Here is an 18,800-nt window from a genome sequence, read left to right on the forward strand (position 1 = left end):
TGGAAGCAGGATCGATCGTATGAGCGAGAACTCGGTCGTGGCGCTGAACGAGATCATCCGGTTGACCGGTGCCGGGTTCAGCTCACCGTGCAGCTCTGATCACCCAGTCGGAACGCCGTCGGTTTGGCGTTCGTGCCCGACCAACTGCCCGTGAAGCCGAAGTTCACGGACGAGCCGGCTGCCACGTTGGCGTTCCAGCCGACGTTCTTCGCCGTCACCGTGGAACCCGACTGGGTGTAGTCGGCGTTCCAGAGCTGGGTGACGCTCTGGCCGCTCGGGAACGCCCAGCCGAGGCTCCAGCCGGACCACGCGCTCGTCCCGGTGTTGGCCAGCTTGACGTCCGCCTGGAAGCCGCCGGACCACTGGTTGGTGATCGTGTACGTCACTGCGCAGGCGCCCGTCGGAGTGGGGTCGGTGGGGTCGGTGGGATCCGTGGGGTCCGTCGGATCCGTGCCCCCGCCGCTGGTGTCGGAGGTGTCGCCGTAGACGACGCCCCGGCCGTTCGTCGAGACGTAGACCCGCCCGTACACCCTCGGGTCGCCCGTGATCGCGCCTCCCGTCCAACCCCACTGGTGGGCATCGTCGTTGACACGGGTCCATGTCACGCCCTTGTCCGTGGAGCGGAAGATCCCGCGGACGCCGGCGATCTTCGCGCTGGTGTACAGCGTCTGGTACGACGCGCCCGTCGCCGCCTTGCCGAAGCCGATGGTGTCGGCCTGCTCGACGGTCGACAGCTTGGCGAAGGTCGCGCCGGAGTCGGTGGAGTGCCACAGCCCGTAGGCCCCGTCACTCGCCCCGCCGGCCAGCCAGACATCGCCCTTCGTGCCCGGCAGCGCCTTGAAGCGCACGCTGTCCCCGGCGGGCAGGCCGGTCGCCGCGGACGCGGTGAAGGTCGCCCCGCCGTCCGAACTCACATAGAACTTGCCCGACTTGAAGCCGTAGAAGACCTTGGGATCGACCCGGTCCGACTCCACGATCGCACCGGACGGGATCCCGCTCGACGCCTGCCACGAGGTTCCGAAACCGGTTGTGTACTGAACGCCGGTGCCCGCGGGGCTCCACACGAAGCGGCTGCCGTCCGCCGCCGCGGCGACCGTCCCGCCGCCGCTGACCCCCGAAGGGTCCGTGCCCGCCCACCAGTTGGCGCCGTTGTCCGTCGAGAACGCCACATGCGGCCCCGAGTCCAGATTGCCGACCCGGACCACCGTGTTCGGGTTCGTCTCGGCGTAGTCCAGACTCGTCGTGGACGTGAAGTTCGGCGAGGTGAACATCATCGACGGCACCTTCGTCAGGTCCGTGTGGCGGAAGCCGCCGATGTCACCGAGCGCGCTGAGCAGCGGGGCGCCGGACGGGGGAGAGGCGAGGTCGAGGACGGCCGTCTCCTCCAGCCCCTGCACCATCGGCTTGATCGTGAACTGGCCGCCGCTGTCCCAGTTGGCCAGGTTCTCCGTGCCGTAGATCGTCGCTCCCGTCCCGTACATCATGCGGCTGGAGTTGAACGGGTCGATCTCCAACGCCTCGGTCATCCAGCCGAGTTTGGGCGTCTGCTCGGGAGGCGAGGGATTCGCGCCCCAGGTCAGCCAGGGCGACGAGGAGACGTCCATCGTGTACCGGTTCGCACGGTTGGGATACGACGTGTAGTCCCACGCCTTCGTCCAGGTGCCGCCGCTGTCCGTCGAGCGGAAGATCTGGGTGTCCGGCCACCAGGAGCTGTACGCGGTGGCCATGACGGTGCCCGGCTTCTGACGGTCGACGGTCAGCCCGCTGAAGCCGTAGTAGGTGTCGGCCTCCGCCACCGGGCTGATGTCCGTCCAGGTACCGGTCGCCGTCGCGTACCGCCACAGCCGGCCCTTGCCGCCGTCGTACGGCCCGCCCTTGTCGCTGTATGCGATGTACAGATGACCGTTGACGGTATCCAGTACACCCTTGTGCGCCAGATACCCCGTCGGCTGCCCGGCCACCCGCGTCCAGGTCGCGCCCGCGTCCGTCGAGCGGTACACCGCGTTGTCCTTGTCCGCCACCCCGACGTAGATCGTCTTCGTCGCGCTGCCGGACGTCCCCGTGGACTCGTCGAAGGTGACCCAGACGATGCCCTGGTTGTCGGAGGCGTATCCGCTCGTGTCCGTCGGATCCTGCTGGTAGTTGCCGACGTTGGGGAAGTTCGTCACCTGCGACCAGGTGACACCCGAGTCCGTCGACCGCCACAGCCCCTTACCGCTCGGCGCGCCCAGATACAGCACGCTGTTCCTGTTCGGATCGACCGCGAGGCGCTCGCCCATGCCCCGGCCGGGCATGTTGCCGCCCAGCTTGAACGGCAGGGCTGTCTTCTGCCAGCTCGCACCCCGGTCGGCGGAGCGCAGCACGGCCCCGTTGCCCGGGTCCCAGCTGTTGGTGTACGTGCCGACCGCCGCGTACACCTTGTTCGGGTCGGCGGAGTCGGAGGCCAGGCTCACCACGCCCGTGTGCCCCCAGTCCGCCCAGCCGACCGAGTCCAGCAGCGGCGTCCAGGTCTTGCTCGACTCCTGCCAGCGGTACGCGCCGCCGATGTCGGTGCGTGCGTAGGCGAGGTTCTTCTCCTTGCGGTTGAAGACGATGCCCGGCACGAAGCCGCCGCCGTCGATCCGGGCGTTCTTCCAGGTGTACGACTCTGCGGCCAGTGTCGCTCTCGGGCTGTCCGCCGCCAGCACGGGCGGGCTGCCCGCGATGAGGCCGGCGGCGAGCGCCAGTACGGCCGTGAGGATGCGGGTTCTTCGCACGGTGGGGGTCCTTCCTCGCGAAGCCATGTGGGAGGAGATCTGTGCGGGAGGAATCGGTGCGCGGTGGGGAGAGAGATCTGTGCGGGAGGAGATCGGTGCGGGGGACACGGGACGTGCGACTGCCGGGCGGCCCCCTGTGCGGGTGAGGGCCGCCCGGCCGGGGCCCCGTCGTCAGGTGACGGGGCCACGCACGCGGAGCATCGGGCGACTCCGCGGACGAGCGGTGCGGTACCGCGCCCCTTCAGGGGCGCGGGGAACTGCGCGACCAGCCACACACGGCCCGCAGACAGGAACCGCCCGACCCGCGGAGCGCCCGGCGGGGGCTATTCGAGTAGCTCCGCGTACGAGCCCATGGCCAGGGCGATGTCCGCCTGGGCCCAGAAGCGGTGGTACGTGAACACGGGCGCGGCTCCGCCCGCCAGATAGCTCTCGATCTTCGACCAGGCCGGGTCGCTCTCGTAGAACGAGCGCAGCGAGGCGAAGGTCGAGGAGGAGTTGATCGTGTCGCCGTTCGGCATCGTGCCGCTCCAGCCGCTCGGGACGTACACGCCGTCGTCGAAGCGGTTGTAGTCGGCGCGGGTCTCGGGGACCGCGATGCCGAGGGCGTCCTGGTTGTTGCTCCACATGCCGTCCAGGAGCGCCTTGGCGGTCGTCTTCGCCTCCGTGTCACCGGACTTGGCGGCGTAGTACGTCAGGGTCTTGGCGTACGCGGCGGCCACCCCGACGTCGTTGGTGTAGTCGGCGACCGTGACGTGAAGTCCCGTGTTCGCGCCGGGACTCGACGCGTTCCAGGTGTCGGGCTGGCCCGACCACTGGAGGGTGGAGGGGATCCGGAAGGTGCCGTCCGGGTTGATCGTGGTCTTGGACAGCGCCCAGTCGACCCACTTGTCGAGGACCGCCTTGGCGCTCGCGTTCCCCGTCTGCTGGTAGTACTCGGCGACCCGTTCCATCGACCACGCCTGGAAGCCGAACCACTGGTTGGACGGCGGGTCGTGGTAGACGGGCTGCTGGTCGTAGTACATGCCGTAGAAGGTCGACGTGCCGGTCGGAGGAGTCGCGTAGCGGCCCGCCCAACTGTTCGTCGCCCCACCCGCGATGGCGCCCTCACTGGACTGCAGCCAGCGGTAGAACTCCAGCTGACGGCCGAGCGACTTCGCCCAATCCGCCTGTCCCGTCGCCGACTTGGGCTTCAGGTCGGCGTAACTGCTGAGGGCGTAGGCGGCCAGGGGGTTCTGGTAGCCGCCGTGCGTGTGGCTCAACCCGATGCGCCAGGCCCAGCCAGCGCTGGTGTCCGTGGCGCCGCCCCAGGCGTAGTACCAGGACATCAGATAGTGCGAGGCGTCCTTGCCGGTGCCGGCCGCGCAGGCGGTCGGTCCGACGCAGTTGCCGATCTTCTTGAAGTACTTGTCGTACATCGAGTAGCGCAGGTAGTCGCCCATCTTCGCGGCCTTGCCGACGGTCGCGGAAACGTCACTGCCCTTGCCCTGCGCCTTGGCCCAGACGTCCGCCCAGTACGCGGCCTGCACGGCCCGCGCGTCGGCGTCCGGGGCGTTGGTGAACTTCCACTGCTTGGCGTAGGAGGCGTCGCCGGTGAACAGGTCCAGATAGCCGTTCGTGCCGCCGTACTTGAAGGCGTCGCAGGTCGGCTGCGGCACCGTCTCCCACACCGACTCCTGCGCGCCGCGCTGGAAGGTGTTGATGTACGACGGACCGGTGTCCGTCGGGCCGGCCTCGCACTTGCCGGGCGCGTTGCCGTAGCCGTAGGTGTTGTCGACGTCCTGCAGCCAGTGCATACCGTAGACGTCGTCCGTGCCGTATGCAGTCTTCAGTTCACCGGCGATCGGATCCGATCCCACGGACACACCGGTGTCCAGTCGCGCCGGATACTCGTTCGGGGTGTCCAGCTCGGGCGCGTACGTCGCCGGCTTGGAGGCGTTGTAGAAGGAGTTGGTCGGCTGGTCGGCATGGGTGGGGATCATGAACTTCTCCATGATGTCCCAGGCGCCGTTGAACTTGGTCCAGTCGCCCGTGATCTTCCCGTACATGGCCTGCAGCCAGAGAAGGTAGCTGTAGGCCTCCGACGTGGTCTCGTGACCCTGGTCCGGGGCCTCGACGATCAGCGTCTCGACCGAGTGGTAGGGGATGCCCTCGGGTGAGAAGTAACCGTTTGCCGGGTTGGTGATCTTGCCGTAGAGCTCCAGGAACCGGGCGTCGTACGCCTTTGCGCCCGCGATCTCGGTGGCCGTGACCGAGGCCTTCGCATGCCCGGTCGCCGTCGACTCGAAGGTCGCGGCGCCCGTGCCCGTGGCGTCGGCGGTGATGGTCACGTTCTGGGCGCTGGACCAGTTCGACGGTGTGAAGGTCAGGCTCGCGCCGCCCGTCACCGCCAGACCCGTGTTGCCCGAGGTGCGCGCGGTCGTGACGGTCACATTGGCCGACGGCTGGGTCGACAGCTTCAGCGAGTAGGTGCCCGTCTTGCCCTGCTGCACCGCCAGTTGGTTCGCGGAAGCGACCACGGCCGGTCCTGAGACGACCGTGATGCCGACCGGCGTCGACGACGCCGACGCCCCCAGACTGTCGTAGGCCTTGGCGACCAGGGAGTGGGTGCCCACGGACAACCCGGAAGCGGACAGGGAGTACGGCGACGTCGTGTCCGTGCCCAGCAGGGTCGTGTCGTCGTAGAACTCGATCTTGGTGATCGTCGCGCTGTCGGCGGCCGCGGCGGTCGCCGCGAGCGGCACCGCGTTTCCCTGCGTGTAGACGGCGCCCGCTGCCGGGCTGGTCAGCACAGTGACCGGTGGCTGATGCGCGCCGACGCAGGTGGTGCCGTTGACGGCGAAGCTCGTGGGAGCGGCGTTCGTGCCGCTGTAGGTGAACTGCGCGCCCGTGCTGACCGCCGCGCCGACGGCGATCGTCCCGTTGTAGGTGGCGTTGTTCACCGTGATCTGCTGACCGGACTGCGACCAGCTGCCGTTCCAGCCGTTCGTCAGCTTCTGGTTGCCCGCGTAGGAATACGTCAGGGCCCAGCCGCTGATCGGGTCGGTGCCCCGGTTGGTGAGGGTCAGATCCGCGGTGAACCCGGAGCCCCAGTCGTTGGTCTTGTAGTCCACACTGCACTGAAGTGCGGCTGCCTGTGCGGGAGTTGAAGTCGAGCTCAGCATGGCGAGGGGAAGCGCGAGGGCCGCTGTGACGGCGGTCCACAGGCGCCGCGCCCCGCGGCGTCTGCGTGAGGGATCCATGGTGCTGGTTCCTCCTTGCGGCTCGGAGAAGGGGGAGGAGCAACAAGCCTTGAACCAGTGGGAGCGCTCCCATAGTGAGGACGGGGGTGAACGCGGTCAAGGTGCTTGAAGAGTCGAAAAGATTCGACGTCAGAAGTTGAGGGAAAGTCAGCGGCTCCCCTGTTCTTTGCCAGCGCTTGGCGCTAACTTCGAGACACCAGTGGGAGCGGTTCCATCAGTCGACGCGTCCGTCACGACGCGCCTGAGCTGCAAGGAGTCGCTCATGCGACACCCCCCGCGTTCAATCTTTTTAGCCGCCGCCGGCACGGTCGTCCTCGTCTCGGGCGCCCTGTTACCGGTCGTCGCGGCGCAGGGAGCCACGCCCGCGTGCACGGTGGAGTACTCCGTCACCAGCCAGTGGGACGCGGGCTTCCAGGGTGCCGTGAAGATCACCAACAATGCGGCGGCCGTCAGCAGTTGGAGCCTCGCCTTCGACTTCGCGAACGGTCAGAAGGTCACCCAGGGCTGGAACGGCAAGTGGTCCCAGTCCGGTACGACCGTCACCGCGGCGAACGAGAGCTGGAACGGCTCCCTGGGCACCGGCGCCAGCGTCAGCGCGGGATTCCTCGCCTCGAAGTCGGGGGCGAACGCCGTGCCGACGACGTTCAGGCTCAACGGCACGACCTGCAACGTCGACACGGAACCGACCCCCACCCCGACCCCCACCTCGACAGCGACCCCCACGCCCACCTCCACCCCCACTTCGACCACCCCGCCGTCGACCGATCCGCCGGACACCGGTGACGGGCCGCCTGCGCTGCACGTCTCGGGCAACAAGCTCGTGGACGCCGACGGAAAGACCCGCCGTTTGCTGGGCGTGAACCGCTCCGGCGGTGAGTTCATGTGCGTACAGGGGCGCGGCATCTGGGACGGACCCGTCGACGACGCCGCCGTCCAGGCCATCGCCGACTGGAACGTCAACACGGTCCGCATCCCGCTCAACGAGGAGTGCTGGCTGGGTCTCGCCAACATCAACTCCGCGTACGGCGGCGCCAATTACGTCAACGCCGTCAAGGACCTGGTGGCCCGCGTCGAGGCACACGGCATGACCCCGGTCGTCGAACTGCACTGGAACTACGGCCAGTACACGGGAAACTCGGCCGGCTGCTCCGACGTGCACGCCAGCTGCCAGAAGCCGATGCCCGACATGCAGTACACCCCGTCGTTCTGGACCTCGGTGGCCAACGCCTTCAAGAACGACCAGGCCGTCGTGTTCGACCTGTTCAACGAGCCCTACCCGGACCGCGCCACCTCGACGATCACCCAGGCGTGGCAGTGCTGGCGGGACGGCGGCACCTGCCCCGGCATCGGGTACGAGGTCGCCGGTATGCAGGATCTCGTCGACTCCATACGGGCTACCGGCGCCGAGAACGTGATCCTGGCCGGCGGGCTCGCGTACTCCAACGACCTCGGCCAGTGGCTGACGTACAGGCCGACCGACCCGACCGGCAATCTCGCCGCCGCGTACCACGTCTACAACTTCAACAGCTGCGCGAACGAGAGCTGCTGGAACTCCACACTCGCCCCTGTCGCCGCCCAAGTGCCGCTCGTGGCGGGGGAGATCGGTGAGAACACCTGCTCGCACGGTTTCGTCGACCAGGTCATGAAGTGGTTCGACGAGCGTGGCCTGTCCTACCTGGGCTGGACCTGGAACACCTGGGACTGTTCCACCGGTCCGTCCCTGATCTCGGGCTACGACGGGACGCCCACGGCATACGGCACCGGCCTGCGCGACCACCTGCGCGCACTCGACGGATAGGCGCCATCGGCAGACGTAACGGTACGTATCAGTACGCACCGGTAGGCCACTCGCCAGATCGATCCACCGGACAGGGACGGCCGGCTGCCTGCGGATCCACCGAACCTCTGCAACCGGACGGATCCACCGGACGGATCCACCGGACGTGTCCACCGGGCGGATCCAGTGAACGGCGCCACCGAACGGCACCAGCGAACCGATCCACCGAACGGAACCAGCGAACGGAACCAGCGAAGGAACGGACAGCCCCCTCAACCAAGAAGGAAACCCGCACTCATGAGCCGTAGCAGAACAGCGGTACTCGCCGCGTTGGCGCTGGTCGCCGGCGCCTCCGGGACGGCGCTCGCGGTCGTCCCCGGCGATTCGAGCATCGCCGCCATCCCGTGCACCGTCGCCTACCAGGTGCAGAACCAGTGGAGCACCGGCTTCACCGCCGCCGTCACCGTGACCAACAACTCGGCCGCCAAGTCGAGTTGGTCGGTGAAGTGGGCGTACGCCGGCAACCAGACGGTCACCAACGGCTGGAACGCGAAGATCACCCAGTCCGGTACGGCCGTCACCGCCAACAACGAGACCTACAACGGCACCCTGGCGACCGGCGGTTCGGTCAGCTTCGGGTTCCAGGCCTCGTACAGCGGCGCCAACGCGATCCCGACCAGCTTCACTCTCGACGGTGTGACCTGCAACGTCGACAGCGGCACCGGTGGACCCACCGACCCGGGGCCGACCGACCCCGGCACTCCGTCCACCAAGGTCGACAACCCCTACTCCGGCGCCAAGGTGTACGTGAACCCCGAGTGGTCGGCGAAGGCCGCGGCCGAGACGGGCGGCAGCCGTATCTCCAACCAGCCCACCGGTGTCTGGCTCGACCGCATCGCCGCCATCAACGGCGTGAACGGCGGCATGGGGCTGCGCGCCCACCTGGACGCGGCGCTCGCCCAGAAGGGCAGCGGCGAGGAAGTCGTCCAGCTGGTCGTCTACGACCTCCCCGGACGTGACTGCGCGGCCCTCGCCTCCAACGGCGAACTCGGCCCGACGGAGATCGACAAGTACAAGACGCAGTTCATCGACCCGATCGCGACGATCCTCGCCGACAGCAAGTACGCCGGCCTGCGCATCGTCACGACCATCGAGATCGACTCGCTGCCCAACCTCGTCACCAACACCGGAAGTCGGCCCACCGCGACCGCGGCCTGCGACACCATGAAGGCCAACGGCAACTACGTGAAGGGCGTCGGCTACGCGCTGAACAAGCTCGGCGCGATCCCCAACGTCTACAACTACATCGACGCCGGTCACCACGGCTGGCTCGGCTGGGACGACAACTTCGCCCCGTCCGCCCAGCTGTTCTACCAGGCCGCCACCGCCGAGGGCGCGACCGTCGACGACGTGCACGGCTTCATCACCAACACGGCGAACTACAGCGCCCTGAAGGAGAACAACTTCACCATCAACGACTCCGTGGCCGGCAAGTCGGTACGCGAGTCCAAGTGGGTGGACTGGAACCGCTACGTCGACGAGCTGTCGTACGCCCAGGCCTTCCGCAACCAGCTGGTCTCGACCGGCTTCAGGTCGAACATCGGCATGCTGATCGACACCTCCCGCAATGGCTGGGGCGGCGCCGCCCGGCCCGCCGGCCCGGGCGCGACGACCACCGTCGACACCTATGTCGACGGCGGCCGTTACGACCGTCGCATCCACATCGGCAACTGGTGCAACCAGTCGGGCGCCGGCCTCGGCGAGCGCCCGCAGGCCGCACCGGCCGCCGGGATCGACGCGTATGTGTGGATGAAGCCGCCGGGCGAGTCCGACGGCTCCAGCTCCGCCATCCCGAACGACGAGGGCAAGGGCTTCGACCGGATGTGCGACCCCACGTACACGGGCAACCCCCGCAACGGCAACAACATGTCCGGTTCCCTCGCGAACGCCCCGCTGTCCGGACACTGGTTCTCGGCCCAGTTCCAGCAGCTGATGCAGAACGCCTACCCGCCGCTGTAGGCCGGTGAGCCGATCCCGCACGGCGGTGAGGTGAAGGAGATGGCGAACGAGAAGGTGAAGTGACGGTGATCCGCCGGGGTCGGCCGGCTCTCTCGGGCCGGACCCCGGCGGATCGCTCGTTCCACCGCCGGGCGGTTCGCGTCCCTGGTCCTCGGTGGATCGGCTTGCTGTTCGCATCCTAATTTTTGCCGTCCCGGCAACATGAGTGGCCCTCGGGCGGTGCGTCGGCGCACGCTGACAGCACACCGGACGAGAGGCTGAGCACCATGGCGCACCACCCACACGAATCCCACGGCGACCAGCACACCCCGGGTCAGGCACAAGGTCATGCCCACGGCCCGAGCCATGGCCATGCGCACGGTCATGGCGCCGACATCGACTGGGCCGAGATGGCCCCGCACCTGGAGGCGCAGGCCGAACTGTTCATGCCCCTGTACGAGCGGGCCCTGTCATGGCTCGGCAAGGAGGTGACCGAGCCGGGGCTGATCGTGGACGTGGGCAGTGGCCCCGGGGTGGTCTCCTGCCTGTTCGCCGAGACGTTCTCCGGTGCCCGGGTCATGGCGGTAGACGGTTCCGCGCCGCTGCTGGAGCGGGCACAGCAGCGTGCCGACCGGCTCGGGTACGGCGATCGCTTCGGCACCCTGACCGGTGAACTCCCCGGTGTGCTGGACGAGTTGGACTACCCGGCCGATCTGCTGTGGGCCGGGCGAAGCCTGCATCACCTGGGCGACCAGGGCGCCGCCCTGAGGGCTTTCGCGGAGCGGCTCGCGCCCGGTGGAACGCTGGCGATCATGGAGGGCGGACTGCCGCCCCGGTTCCTGCCGCGCGACCTCGGCTTCGGACGGCCCGGCCTGGAGGCGCGGCTCGACGCGCTGCAGGAGGAGTGGTTCGCACGGATGCGGACCGAACTGCCCGGATCCGTGGCCGAGACCGAGGACTGGGCGGCTCTGCTCGGCGCGGCCGGCCTGAAGCACTTCCGCACCCGCAGCTTCCTGCTCGACCTGCCCGCCCCCGCCTCCGACCGGGCCCGCGCCTATATCGCCACGTCCCTGTCCCGGCTGCGGGACGTCGTCGGCGACACCCTGGACTCCGACGACCGGGCCACGCTGGACCGGCTGCTCGACCCGCAGGACGAGGCAGGCCTGCACCGCAGGGCCGACGTGTTCGTGCTGGCGGCGCACACCGTGCACACGGCTGTGAAACCGGTCTAGCAACAGCCTGCAGCCTTGGTCCTGTGCCAAGTCCCCCTGGTGGGGCTTGACTTGGAGAACGCTCCAAGTGATGAACTGCGTGCCGCGTCACTCATCTTGAGCAGGACGACGCAGGCAATGCAGGTAACGCAGGCACTGTAGGCAGTGCAGGCAACGCTATGGGGGCACGCATGACCAACTCTTCCGGCACGCCGGATTCTCCGGTCGCACTGATCACCGGCGGCGGCAGCGGAATCGGCGCCGCCGTCGCGCGGCAACTGCTGGACGCCGGGTACCGGGTCACCGTCACCGGCCGCGGTGAGGAGCGGCTGCGCGCCTTCGCCGTGGAACTCGGCGAGCCGGCGGGACTGCTGACGGTTCCCGGGAACGCCGCCGACTACGACTGCGTACAGTCGGCGGTCGACCGTACGCTCAAGGAATACGGTCGACTGGATACAGTCGTCGCCAATGCGGGGACCGCCACCCACGACTCGGTCGCCGAGGGTGACCCGGCCGGCTGGACCGACATGGTGCTGACCAACGTCCTCGGCCCCGCACTCCTCATCCGTGCGTCGATCGACGCGCTGAAGGAGAGCCGCGGACGGATCGTCCTGGTGGGCAGTGTCGCCGGTTTCGTGCCCACGCCGGGCAACATCTACGGAGCGACGAAGTGGGCGGTGACCGGCCTCGCGGAGAACACCCGCCGCCAGGTCACCGAGTGGGGCGTCGGCGTGACGCTGATCGCGCCCGGCCGGGTGGAGACCCCGTTCTGGGACAGCTACGGCAGCCTGCCGCCCGGGCAGTTGCTGACCGCCGACCAGATCGCGGACTCCGTGGTGTGGGCGATCCGGCAGCCTGCGGGCGTCGACGTCAACACCGTCGTCGTACGGCCGATCGGGCAGCCCAACTGACCTGGACCGACCTGGCGACGATTGACTGTGACGCGCGTAGCGGGCGCCCCGACCAGGGGTGCCCGCTACGCGTCACAGGGGCCGTTCGCCCCTGTTCGGTGCTCAGCCGACGTCGAACGTCGCCGGATCGGGACCGATGCGACGGTCCTCGTTCAGCGCGCTGATCGCCGCCAGGTCCTCGGTGTCCAGACTGAAGTCGAACACGTCGATGTTCTCCTTGATCCGCGACGGCGTCACGGACTTCGGGATCACGACGTTGCCGAGCTGGAGGTGCCAGCGCAGCACGACCTGGGCCGGCGTGCGGTTGTGCTTCTGGGCGATGGCCACGATCGCCGGGACCTCGAGGAGCCCCTTGCCCTGGCCGAGCGGGGACCAGGCCTCGGTGGCGATGCCCTGCTCCGCGTGGAACTCGCGGGAGGCGTGCTGCTGCAGGTGCGGGTGCAGCTCGATCTGGTTGACCGCCGGGATGACCGACGTCTCGCCGATCAGCCGCTCCAGGTGGTCGGGCAGGAAGTTGGACACGCCGATCGCCCGGACGCGCCCGTCCGCGAGGAGCTTCTCGAACGCCTTGTACGAGTCGACGTACTTGTCGCGGGCCGGGAGCGGCCAGTGGATGAGGTACAGATCCAGGTAGTCCAGACCGAGCTTCTCCAGGGATGCGTCGAACGCGCGGAGCGTCGCGTCGTACCCCTGGTCGCCGTTCCAGAGCTTGGTGGTGACGAAGATGTCCTTGCGGGGCACGCCGGAGGTGGTGATGGCCTTGCCGGTGCCCTCCTCATTGCCGTAGATCGCCGCTGTGTCGATGCTGCGGTACCCGGCCTCCAGCGCGGTGGCGACCGCCTGCTCCGCCTCGTCGTCCGGCACCTGCCAGACACCGAAGCCCAGCTGGGGCATCTCCACGCCGTTGTTGAGGATGATCGGGGGGACCTTGCTGCTCACGAGCTCTTGATCCTTCGGTTGTCCGTCAAAGTGATGCTCCCATCGTGAACGATCACGGCGGGTGCTGCATTCCTGACCCCTGTTCTCGTTCGCGGGAGCCCATCGGAAACACGTTTCACGCGGTTCCAGGATCACATGAAACGCATGAACCACATTTACCGTCTGTGGGAAACCCTACGAGCGGTATAGCGCGTCGACCTCGTTCGCGTATGCGTTTTCGATGGCTTTGCGCTTCAGCTTCAGCGACGGGGTCAGCAGACCGTGCTCCTCGGTGAAGGGCTGGGCGAGGATCCGGAAAGTACGGATCGACTCGGCCTGTGAGACCAGCGTGTTCGCCGCCACGACGGCCCGCCGCACCTCTGCCTCCAGGTCCGGATCGCGCACCAGCTCGACCGGCGTGAGCTGCGGTTTGTCGCGCATCTGCAGCCAGTGCTCGACGGCCTCCGGGTCGAGGGTGATCAGAGCGGCCACGAACGGCCGGTCGTTGCCGACGACGATGCACTGATTGACCAGCGGATGGTCGCGGACCCGCTCCTCCAGCAGCCCCGGCGAGACGCTCTTGCCGCCGGAGGTGACCAGGATCTCCTTCTTGCGGCCGGTAATGGTGAGGAAACCGTCTTCGTCGAGGGCGCCGATGTCGCCGGTGGCGAGCCACCCGTCGTGCAGGGTCTCGTCGGTGGCCTTGGGGTTGTTGAGGTAACCCTGGAAAATGTTCTCGCCGTGCAGCCAGATCTCGCCGTCGTCCGCGATGTGCACGGTCATGCCGGGGATGGCCTGGCCGACGGTGCCGTAGCGGGTGCGTCCGGGCGGGTTGGCGGTCGCGGCCGCCGTCGACTCGGTCAGACCGTAGCCCTCGTAGATCTGCACGCCCGCGCCGGCGAAGAACAGGCCGAGCTTGCGGTCCATGGCCGAGCCGCCGGACATGGCGTGCCGGACGCGGCCGCCCATGGCCGCGCGGACCTTGGAGTAGACGAGCTTCTCGAAGAGCTGGTGCTGCATGCGCAGGCCCGCAGAGGGGCCGGGCCCGATGCCCCACGCCTTCGCCTCGACCGCCTCCGCGTAGTTCACGGCCACGTCGACGGCCTTCTCGAAGGGCCCTGCCTTGCCCTCCCGCTCAGCCTTGCGGCGGGCCGCGTTGAAGACCTTCTCGAAGATGTACGGCACGGCCAGGAAGAAGGTCGGCCTGAAGGCGGCCAGGTCGGGCAGCAGGGCGGACGCGTGCAGCTGCGGCTGGTGGCCGAAGCGGACCCTGCCGCGGATCGCGGCGATCTGCACCATCCGGCCGAAGACATGCGCGAGCGGCAGAAACAGCAGCGTCGCCGCCTCGTCGCCCTTCTTCGAGTGGAACACCGGCTCCCACCGCTCGATCACGGTGTCCGCCTCGAACATGAAGTTCCCGTGCGAGATGACACAGCCCTTGGGCCGGCCCGTCGTGCCGGAGGTGTAGATGATCGTCGCGGTCGAGTCGGGGGTAACCGCTTCCCGGTGCCGGTGGACGACGTCGTCCTCGATGGAGGCACCGGCGTCGTACAGCTCCTGCACGCACCCCGAGTCCAGCTGCCACAGCTGACGCAGCCGGGGGAGCCGGTCGATGACGGTGGCGATCGTCATCGCGTGGTCCTCGTGCTCGACGACCGCGGCCGTGCACTCGGCGTCGTAGAGCATCCAGAAACACTGCTCGGCGGAGGAGGTCGGGTAGACCGGCACCACCTGGGCGCCGACCGTCCACAGGGCGTAGTCGAACAGCGTCCACTCGTAGCGCGTGCGGGACATGATCGCGACGCGGTCGCCGAAGCGGATGCCCTGGGCGAGGAGGCCCTTGGCGAGGGCGAGGACCTCGTCGCGGAACTCGGCGGAGGTGACGTCCCGCCACTCGCCCCGGTCGTCCTTGCGGCCGAGGGCGATGTAGTGCGGCTCCTCCTGGGCGTGCCGGAAGACGACGTCGGCCAGACCGCCGACGGGCGGTGCCAACGCCAACGGAGGGTTGGTGAACTCGCGCAAACCCAGCACCCCGCTTCTCATGGCCGCACAGCGCCGTGAAAGCTACCCCACCGAACGACTGGGCGGGAGGGGGGCGGAAAGCGAGCGATGCTCGTGTCTGCGCTGGTCAGTGCTGGAAAATGGGCTCACATGGGGAAGGGTCGGACAGAAAACTGACGGTTGAGTAAGTTTCGGTACCGTAATCTCCACCGAATCTGCCCCTACCGCTTACGCTGCCCGACCCCTTCCGAGGCCCGTCACGGCCTGCACCGCCAGACCCCGTACCCCGACGTCACGGGTGAGGGGTCACCCTCTCCTCGGACAGCGCCGGAGTCGCCGATTCCGTTACTTGTTCCGTTGCCTCTTCTGTTACTCCTCCTGTTGCTTCCGTTGCTCCTGCCGCGGCCGCGCGCGGCCTCCTGACCAGCGCGAGGACGAGCGCGGCGGCCGCGATGCCCGTGCAGCCCGCCACCACCAGCGCCGCGTCCAGCCCGGAGGCGAACGCGGACCGCAGGGTGTGCTCGGAGAACGTGCCGCGCAGGGCCGCGGCACCTCCGCCCGCCAGCGTGTGGGCCGCGTCGTGCGGCAGGGTGTCGGCCATCCGGGAGGTCGCGACGGTGCCGAAGACCGCCACCCCGAGCGCAAAGCCGAGCTGCCGCACGGTGTTCACCGCACCGCCCGCCATGCCGGCCCGCGCCGGCTCCACCGCGGCCAGCGCCGCCCCTGCCACGGTGGGCGCGACGAAACCGGTTCCTATGCCCACCAGCACGAACCCGGGTACCAACGCCGTCCAGTCCGAGCCCGAGTCGAGCACGGCCTGGCAGAAACAGCCGGAACCGATCAGAAACAGTCCGCCTCCGATGGTCAGCCGGGCCGGCGCCCCGTGCAGCAGCTTCCCGACCAGGATCGCGGTGACCATGGCGGCCACCGTCATCGGCAGCAGCGTCAGTCCGCCCCGCACCGGACTCATCCCCAACAGCGTCTGCATCCAGAGGGAGAGATACGGCGTCACCCCGAACGCCACGCCGTTGAAGGCCAGCGCACCCACCATCACCCCCACGAACGCGGGCCGGCGCAACAGCGACAGATCCAGCAGCGGATGCGCCGCCCGACGCTCCACCAGTACGAAACACACCAGCGAGAGCGCGGCGAGCCCGAACGAGGCGAGCGTCGCCGACGCCGTCCAGCCGTCCTCACCGGCCCGCACCACCGCGTACGTCGTCCCGCCCGCGAAGGCCGCGAAGGTCGCCGTGCCCGCCCAGTCGACCCGCATCCCGCGCGCGCCCCTCGACTCCGGCACCGCCCTCAGCGTCAGCCACACCGCGACCAGGCTCACCGGCAGGTTCACATAGAAGATCCACCGCCAGCCCGGGCCCTCCGTCAGCAGCCCGCCCAGCACCGGTCCGACGGCCGCCGCCGCGCCGCTCACCGCACCCCACACCCCGAGCGCCACCGACCGCTGCCGGCCCTGGTAGACCGAGCCGAGCAGCGGGAGCGTCGTCGCGAACATCGCGGCCGCACCCACGCCCTGCACGGCCCGCGCGGCCACGAGGGTCTCCGGCCCGCTCGCCAGCCCGCACAGCAGCGACGCGGCCGCGAACAGCACCACCCCCGCCACGTGCACCCGGCGCCGACCCAGGATGTCGGCGGCGGCTCCCGCGCCCAGCAGCAGCGCGGCCAGTGCGAGCGCGTACCCGTCGACCACCCACTGCAGATCGCTCAGCGAGGCGTCCATCGCCCGCGCCATGTCCGGCAGGGCCACCAGCACGATCGTCACGTCCAGCAGCAACATGAACGTGCCCAGGCATACCGCGGTCAGCGGCCCCCATGTGCGCATGTTTCCACTTGTGCGCATGTCCCCACTCCTCGATCTTCCCGTTTTCCTGCGATGGATTTCCTGCGTCTCCACCCTGGGACGGAAGCGGTCGATCACCATGGAAACTGATGACCGGTCGACGAAATCCGATGGAGGACAGCTCGATGGAGATGGAATCCCACACCCTGGACAAGCTGGACCTCCAGCTGCTGTCGGCGCTGGAGGTGGACGGCCGGGCCTCGTTCAGCAGGATCGGCACGGTCCTCGGGGTCTCCGACCAGACGATCGCCCGTCGCTACCGTCGGCTCTGCGCCGAGGCCGGGCTCAGGGTCGTCGCCGTCCGGGACGCCGAACGCCTCGGGCAGGACCAGTGGATGCTGCGCCTGCGCTGCATTCCCGACAGCGCCACGGTCATCGCCGACGCGCTCGCCAAACGGCCCGACACGTACTGGATCGGCCTCGGCTCGGGCGGCACCGAGATCGTCTGTATGACCCGGCCCCGCCACCCCGGCGACCACGACGACCTGCTGCTCGGCAAGCTTCCGCGCACGCCGAGCGTGGTGGAGATCCGCGCCCAGCAACTCCTCCACCGCTTCTACGGCGGCCCCACCGGCTGGATGCGCAAGTTCAGGGCGCTCGACGACGAACAGGTCGCCGCCCTGACCCCGCGCCTCGACCCGGGAACGGCAGCGGGAGCGGTCGCGGGAACAGCGGCGGGAACAGCGGCGGGAGCGGTGGGGGGTGCGGTGGGGGCGGCGTTGGGGCCGGCCCGTATAGACCCCGAGGACGAGCCCCTGCTGGCGGTACTCGAACGCGACGGCCGTGCCACCTACCCCGAACTCCAGAAGGCCACCGGCCGTTCCGAGTCCGCCGTCAAACGCCGTCTTGCGGCCCTGCTCGCCTCCGGTGCCGTCTACATCGACGTCGAGTACCACTCCGAGTGCCTGGGCTATCCCCTCGCCGCCGTCCTGTGGATCACCACGACGCCTTCCGCGCTGCATGCGGTCGGCGAGGCGCTCGCCACCCACGAGGAGGTCGCCTTCGCCTCGGCCACGGCCGGCCCCTCCCAGATCGTGGTCACGGCGGTGGCCCGCGGGACGGCAGACCTGTACGGCTACCTCAGCGGGCCCTTGGGCCGGCTGGAGGGCGTCCAGCACGTGGATGCCACGCCGTTCCTGCGGAGGGTGAAGCAGTTGACGTATCAGCGTGGTGGGCGGTGAGGGACGGCGGACGCCGTCCGGCGGTGCAGTCGGTCGCCGCCCGCCAGGATCGCCGCCGCCAGCGCGTCGGCGGCACCCTGCGCCGACGAAGCCTTGCGTCCGTGTACGAGCACGAAGTCGACCCGCCCCAGCTCAGGCATTCCTGCCCGTTCCGGGATCCGCACCAGACCCGGCGGGATCAGGCCCCGTGAGTGCGCCATCACACCCAGGCCCGCTCGGGCCGCCGCGATGAGTCCGTTGAGGCTGCCGCTCGTGCAGACGATCCGCCAGGCCCGCCCCTGCCGCTCCAGCGCCTCCAGAGCCAGGGCGCGGGTGATGCCGGGGGGCGGAAACACGATCAGCGGGACCGGACGATCGGCGTCCAGCCGCAGCCGCTCCGCGCCGATCCACACCAGCTTGTCGTGCCACACCAGCTCGCCGCGCGGATCCTCGGGGCGGCGCTTGGCCAGCACCAGGTCCAGTTTTCCCGCGGCGAGCTGCTCGTGCAGGGTGCCCGACAGCTCCACCGTCAGTTCCAGGTCGACTTCGGGATGGTCGTGGCGGAAACCCTCCAGGATCTCCGGCAGCCGGGTCAGCACGAAGTCCTCCGACGCGCCGAAGCGAAGCCGCCCGCGCAGCCGGGTGCCGGTGAAGAACGCCGTGGCCTGCTCATGGACGTCCAGGATCCGGCGGGCGAACCCGAGCATCGCCTCGCCGTCCTCCGTCAGTTCCACGGAGTGCGTGTCCCGGGTGAACAGCGCCCGCCCGGTTGCGTCCTCCAGCCGACGCACGTGCTGGCTGACGGTGGACTGACGCAGCCCGAGCCGCCGCGCGGCCTGCGTGAAACTCAGGGTCTGCGCCACGGCGAGGAAGGTCCGCAGATGAGAGGGCTCGTACACGCCGCCACTGTAAACGGTTGTCATCGCGTTTCGTGATGACAGTGAGAGCCGTATACCGGATTCCCGATCACGGTT

General features: G+C 68.9%; 11 protein-coding genes. 5 read left to right on the top strand and 6 right to left on the bottom strand.

From position 1 onward, the window contains the following. Positions 1-77 precede the first annotated feature (77 nt). Both ACWD4O_RS33100 and ACWD4O_RS33105 read right to left on the bottom strand, forming a co-directional pair. Positions 78-2,756: a cellulose binding domain-containing protein gene (locus tag ACWD4O_RS33100; RefSeq protein WP_451285560.1), complete on the bottom strand. Its 2,679-nt coding sequence runs from the start codon at positions 2,754-2,756 to the stop codon at positions 78-80. Positions 2,757-3,079: 323 nt separating this feature from the next. After that, positions 3,080-5,995, bottom strand: coding sequence for a glycoside hydrolase family 48 protein (locus tag ACWD4O_RS33105; protein WP_451285561.1), 2,916 nt, complete (start codon positions 5,993-5,995; stop codon positions 3,080-3,082). A gap of 262 nt (positions 5,996-6,257) precedes the next feature. Here ACWD4O_RS33105 and ACWD4O_RS33110 point away from each other — a divergent pair, with 262 nt between their 5' ends. The 4 genes from ACWD4O_RS33110 to ACWD4O_RS33125 all read left to right on the top strand — a co-directional run bounded on the left by ACWD4O_RS33110 (position 6,258) and on the right by ACWD4O_RS33125 (position 11,892). Further along, a complete protein-coding gene (locus ACWD4O_RS33110) occupies positions 6,258-7,793 on the top strand; it encodes a cellulase family glycosylhydrolase (RefSeq protein ID WP_451285563.1) in 1,536 nt (511 codons plus the stop codon). Positions 7,794-8,069: 276 nt separating this feature from the next. Further along, positions 8,070-9,791: a glycoside hydrolase family 6 protein gene (locus ACWD4O_RS33115; RefSeq protein ID WP_451285564.1), complete on the top strand. Its 1,722-nt coding sequence runs from the start codon at positions 8,070-8,072 to the stop codon at positions 9,789-9,791. Between the two features lie 266 nt (positions 9,792-10,057). Continuing rightward, positions 10,058-11,002 carry a class I SAM-dependent methyltransferase gene (locus tag ACWD4O_RS33120; RefSeq protein ID WP_451285566.1) on the top strand — a complete coding sequence of 315 codons (945 nt, stop codon included), beginning with the start codon at positions 10,058-10,060 and terminating at the stop codon, positions 11,000-11,002. Between the two features lie 170 nt (positions 11,003-11,172). Further along, the gene (locus ACWD4O_RS33125) at positions 11,173-11,892 is read left to right on the top strand and encodes an SDR family oxidoreductase (protein ID WP_451285568.1); all 720 of its coding nucleotides are present in this window, start codon (positions 11,173-11,175) and stop codon (positions 11,890-11,892) included. A gap of 102 nt (positions 11,893-11,994) precedes the next feature. On the opposite strand, the gene ACWD4O_RS33130 is transcribed toward ACWD4O_RS33125, so the two are convergent. From ACWD4O_RS33130 to ACWD4O_RS33140, 3 genes are all read right to left on the bottom strand, one after another. Then, the gene (locus ACWD4O_RS33130) at positions 11,995-12,831 is read right to left on the bottom strand and encodes an aldo/keto reductase (RefSeq protein ID WP_450947054.1); all 837 of its coding nucleotides are present in this window, start codon (positions 12,829-12,831) and stop codon (positions 11,995-11,997) included. Between the two features lie 174 nt (positions 12,832-13,005). Continuing rightward, the gene (locus tag ACWD4O_RS33135) at positions 13,006-14,832 is read right to left on the bottom strand and encodes an AMP-dependent synthetase/ligase (RefSeq protein ID WP_451285665.1); all 1,827 of its coding nucleotides are present in this window, start codon (positions 14,830-14,832) and stop codon (positions 13,006-13,008) included. Positions 14,833-15,103: 271 nt separating this feature from the next. Next, positions 15,104-16,648 carry an MFS transporter gene (locus ACWD4O_RS33140; RefSeq protein ID WP_451285667.1) on the bottom strand — a complete coding sequence of 515 codons (1,545 nt, stop codon included), beginning with the start codon at positions 16,646-16,648 and terminating at the stop codon, positions 15,104-15,106. Positions 16,649-16,791: 143 nt separating this feature from the next. Between ACWD4O_RS33140 and ACWD4O_RS33145 the strand changes: the two genes are divergently transcribed. Then, entirely contained in the window at positions 16,792-17,847 is a 1,056-nt protein-coding gene (locus tag ACWD4O_RS33145; protein ID WP_451285669.1) for an Lrp/AsnC family transcriptional regulator, read from the top strand. Here the strand turns inward: ACWD4O_RS33145 and ACWD4O_RS33150 are convergent. Continuing rightward, positions 17,829-18,725 (bottom strand): LysR substrate-binding domain-containing protein, encoded by an 897-nt coding sequence (locus tag ACWD4O_RS33150; RefSeq protein WP_451285570.1) that lies wholly within the window; start codon positions 18,723-18,725, stop codon positions 17,829-17,831. The genes ACWD4O_RS33145 and ACWD4O_RS33150 overlap by 19 nt on opposite strands. Between the last annotated feature and the right edge of the window lie 75 nt (positions 18,726-18,800).

The sequence above is a fragment of the Streptomyces sp. NPDC002623 genome, from assembly GCF_053592635.1.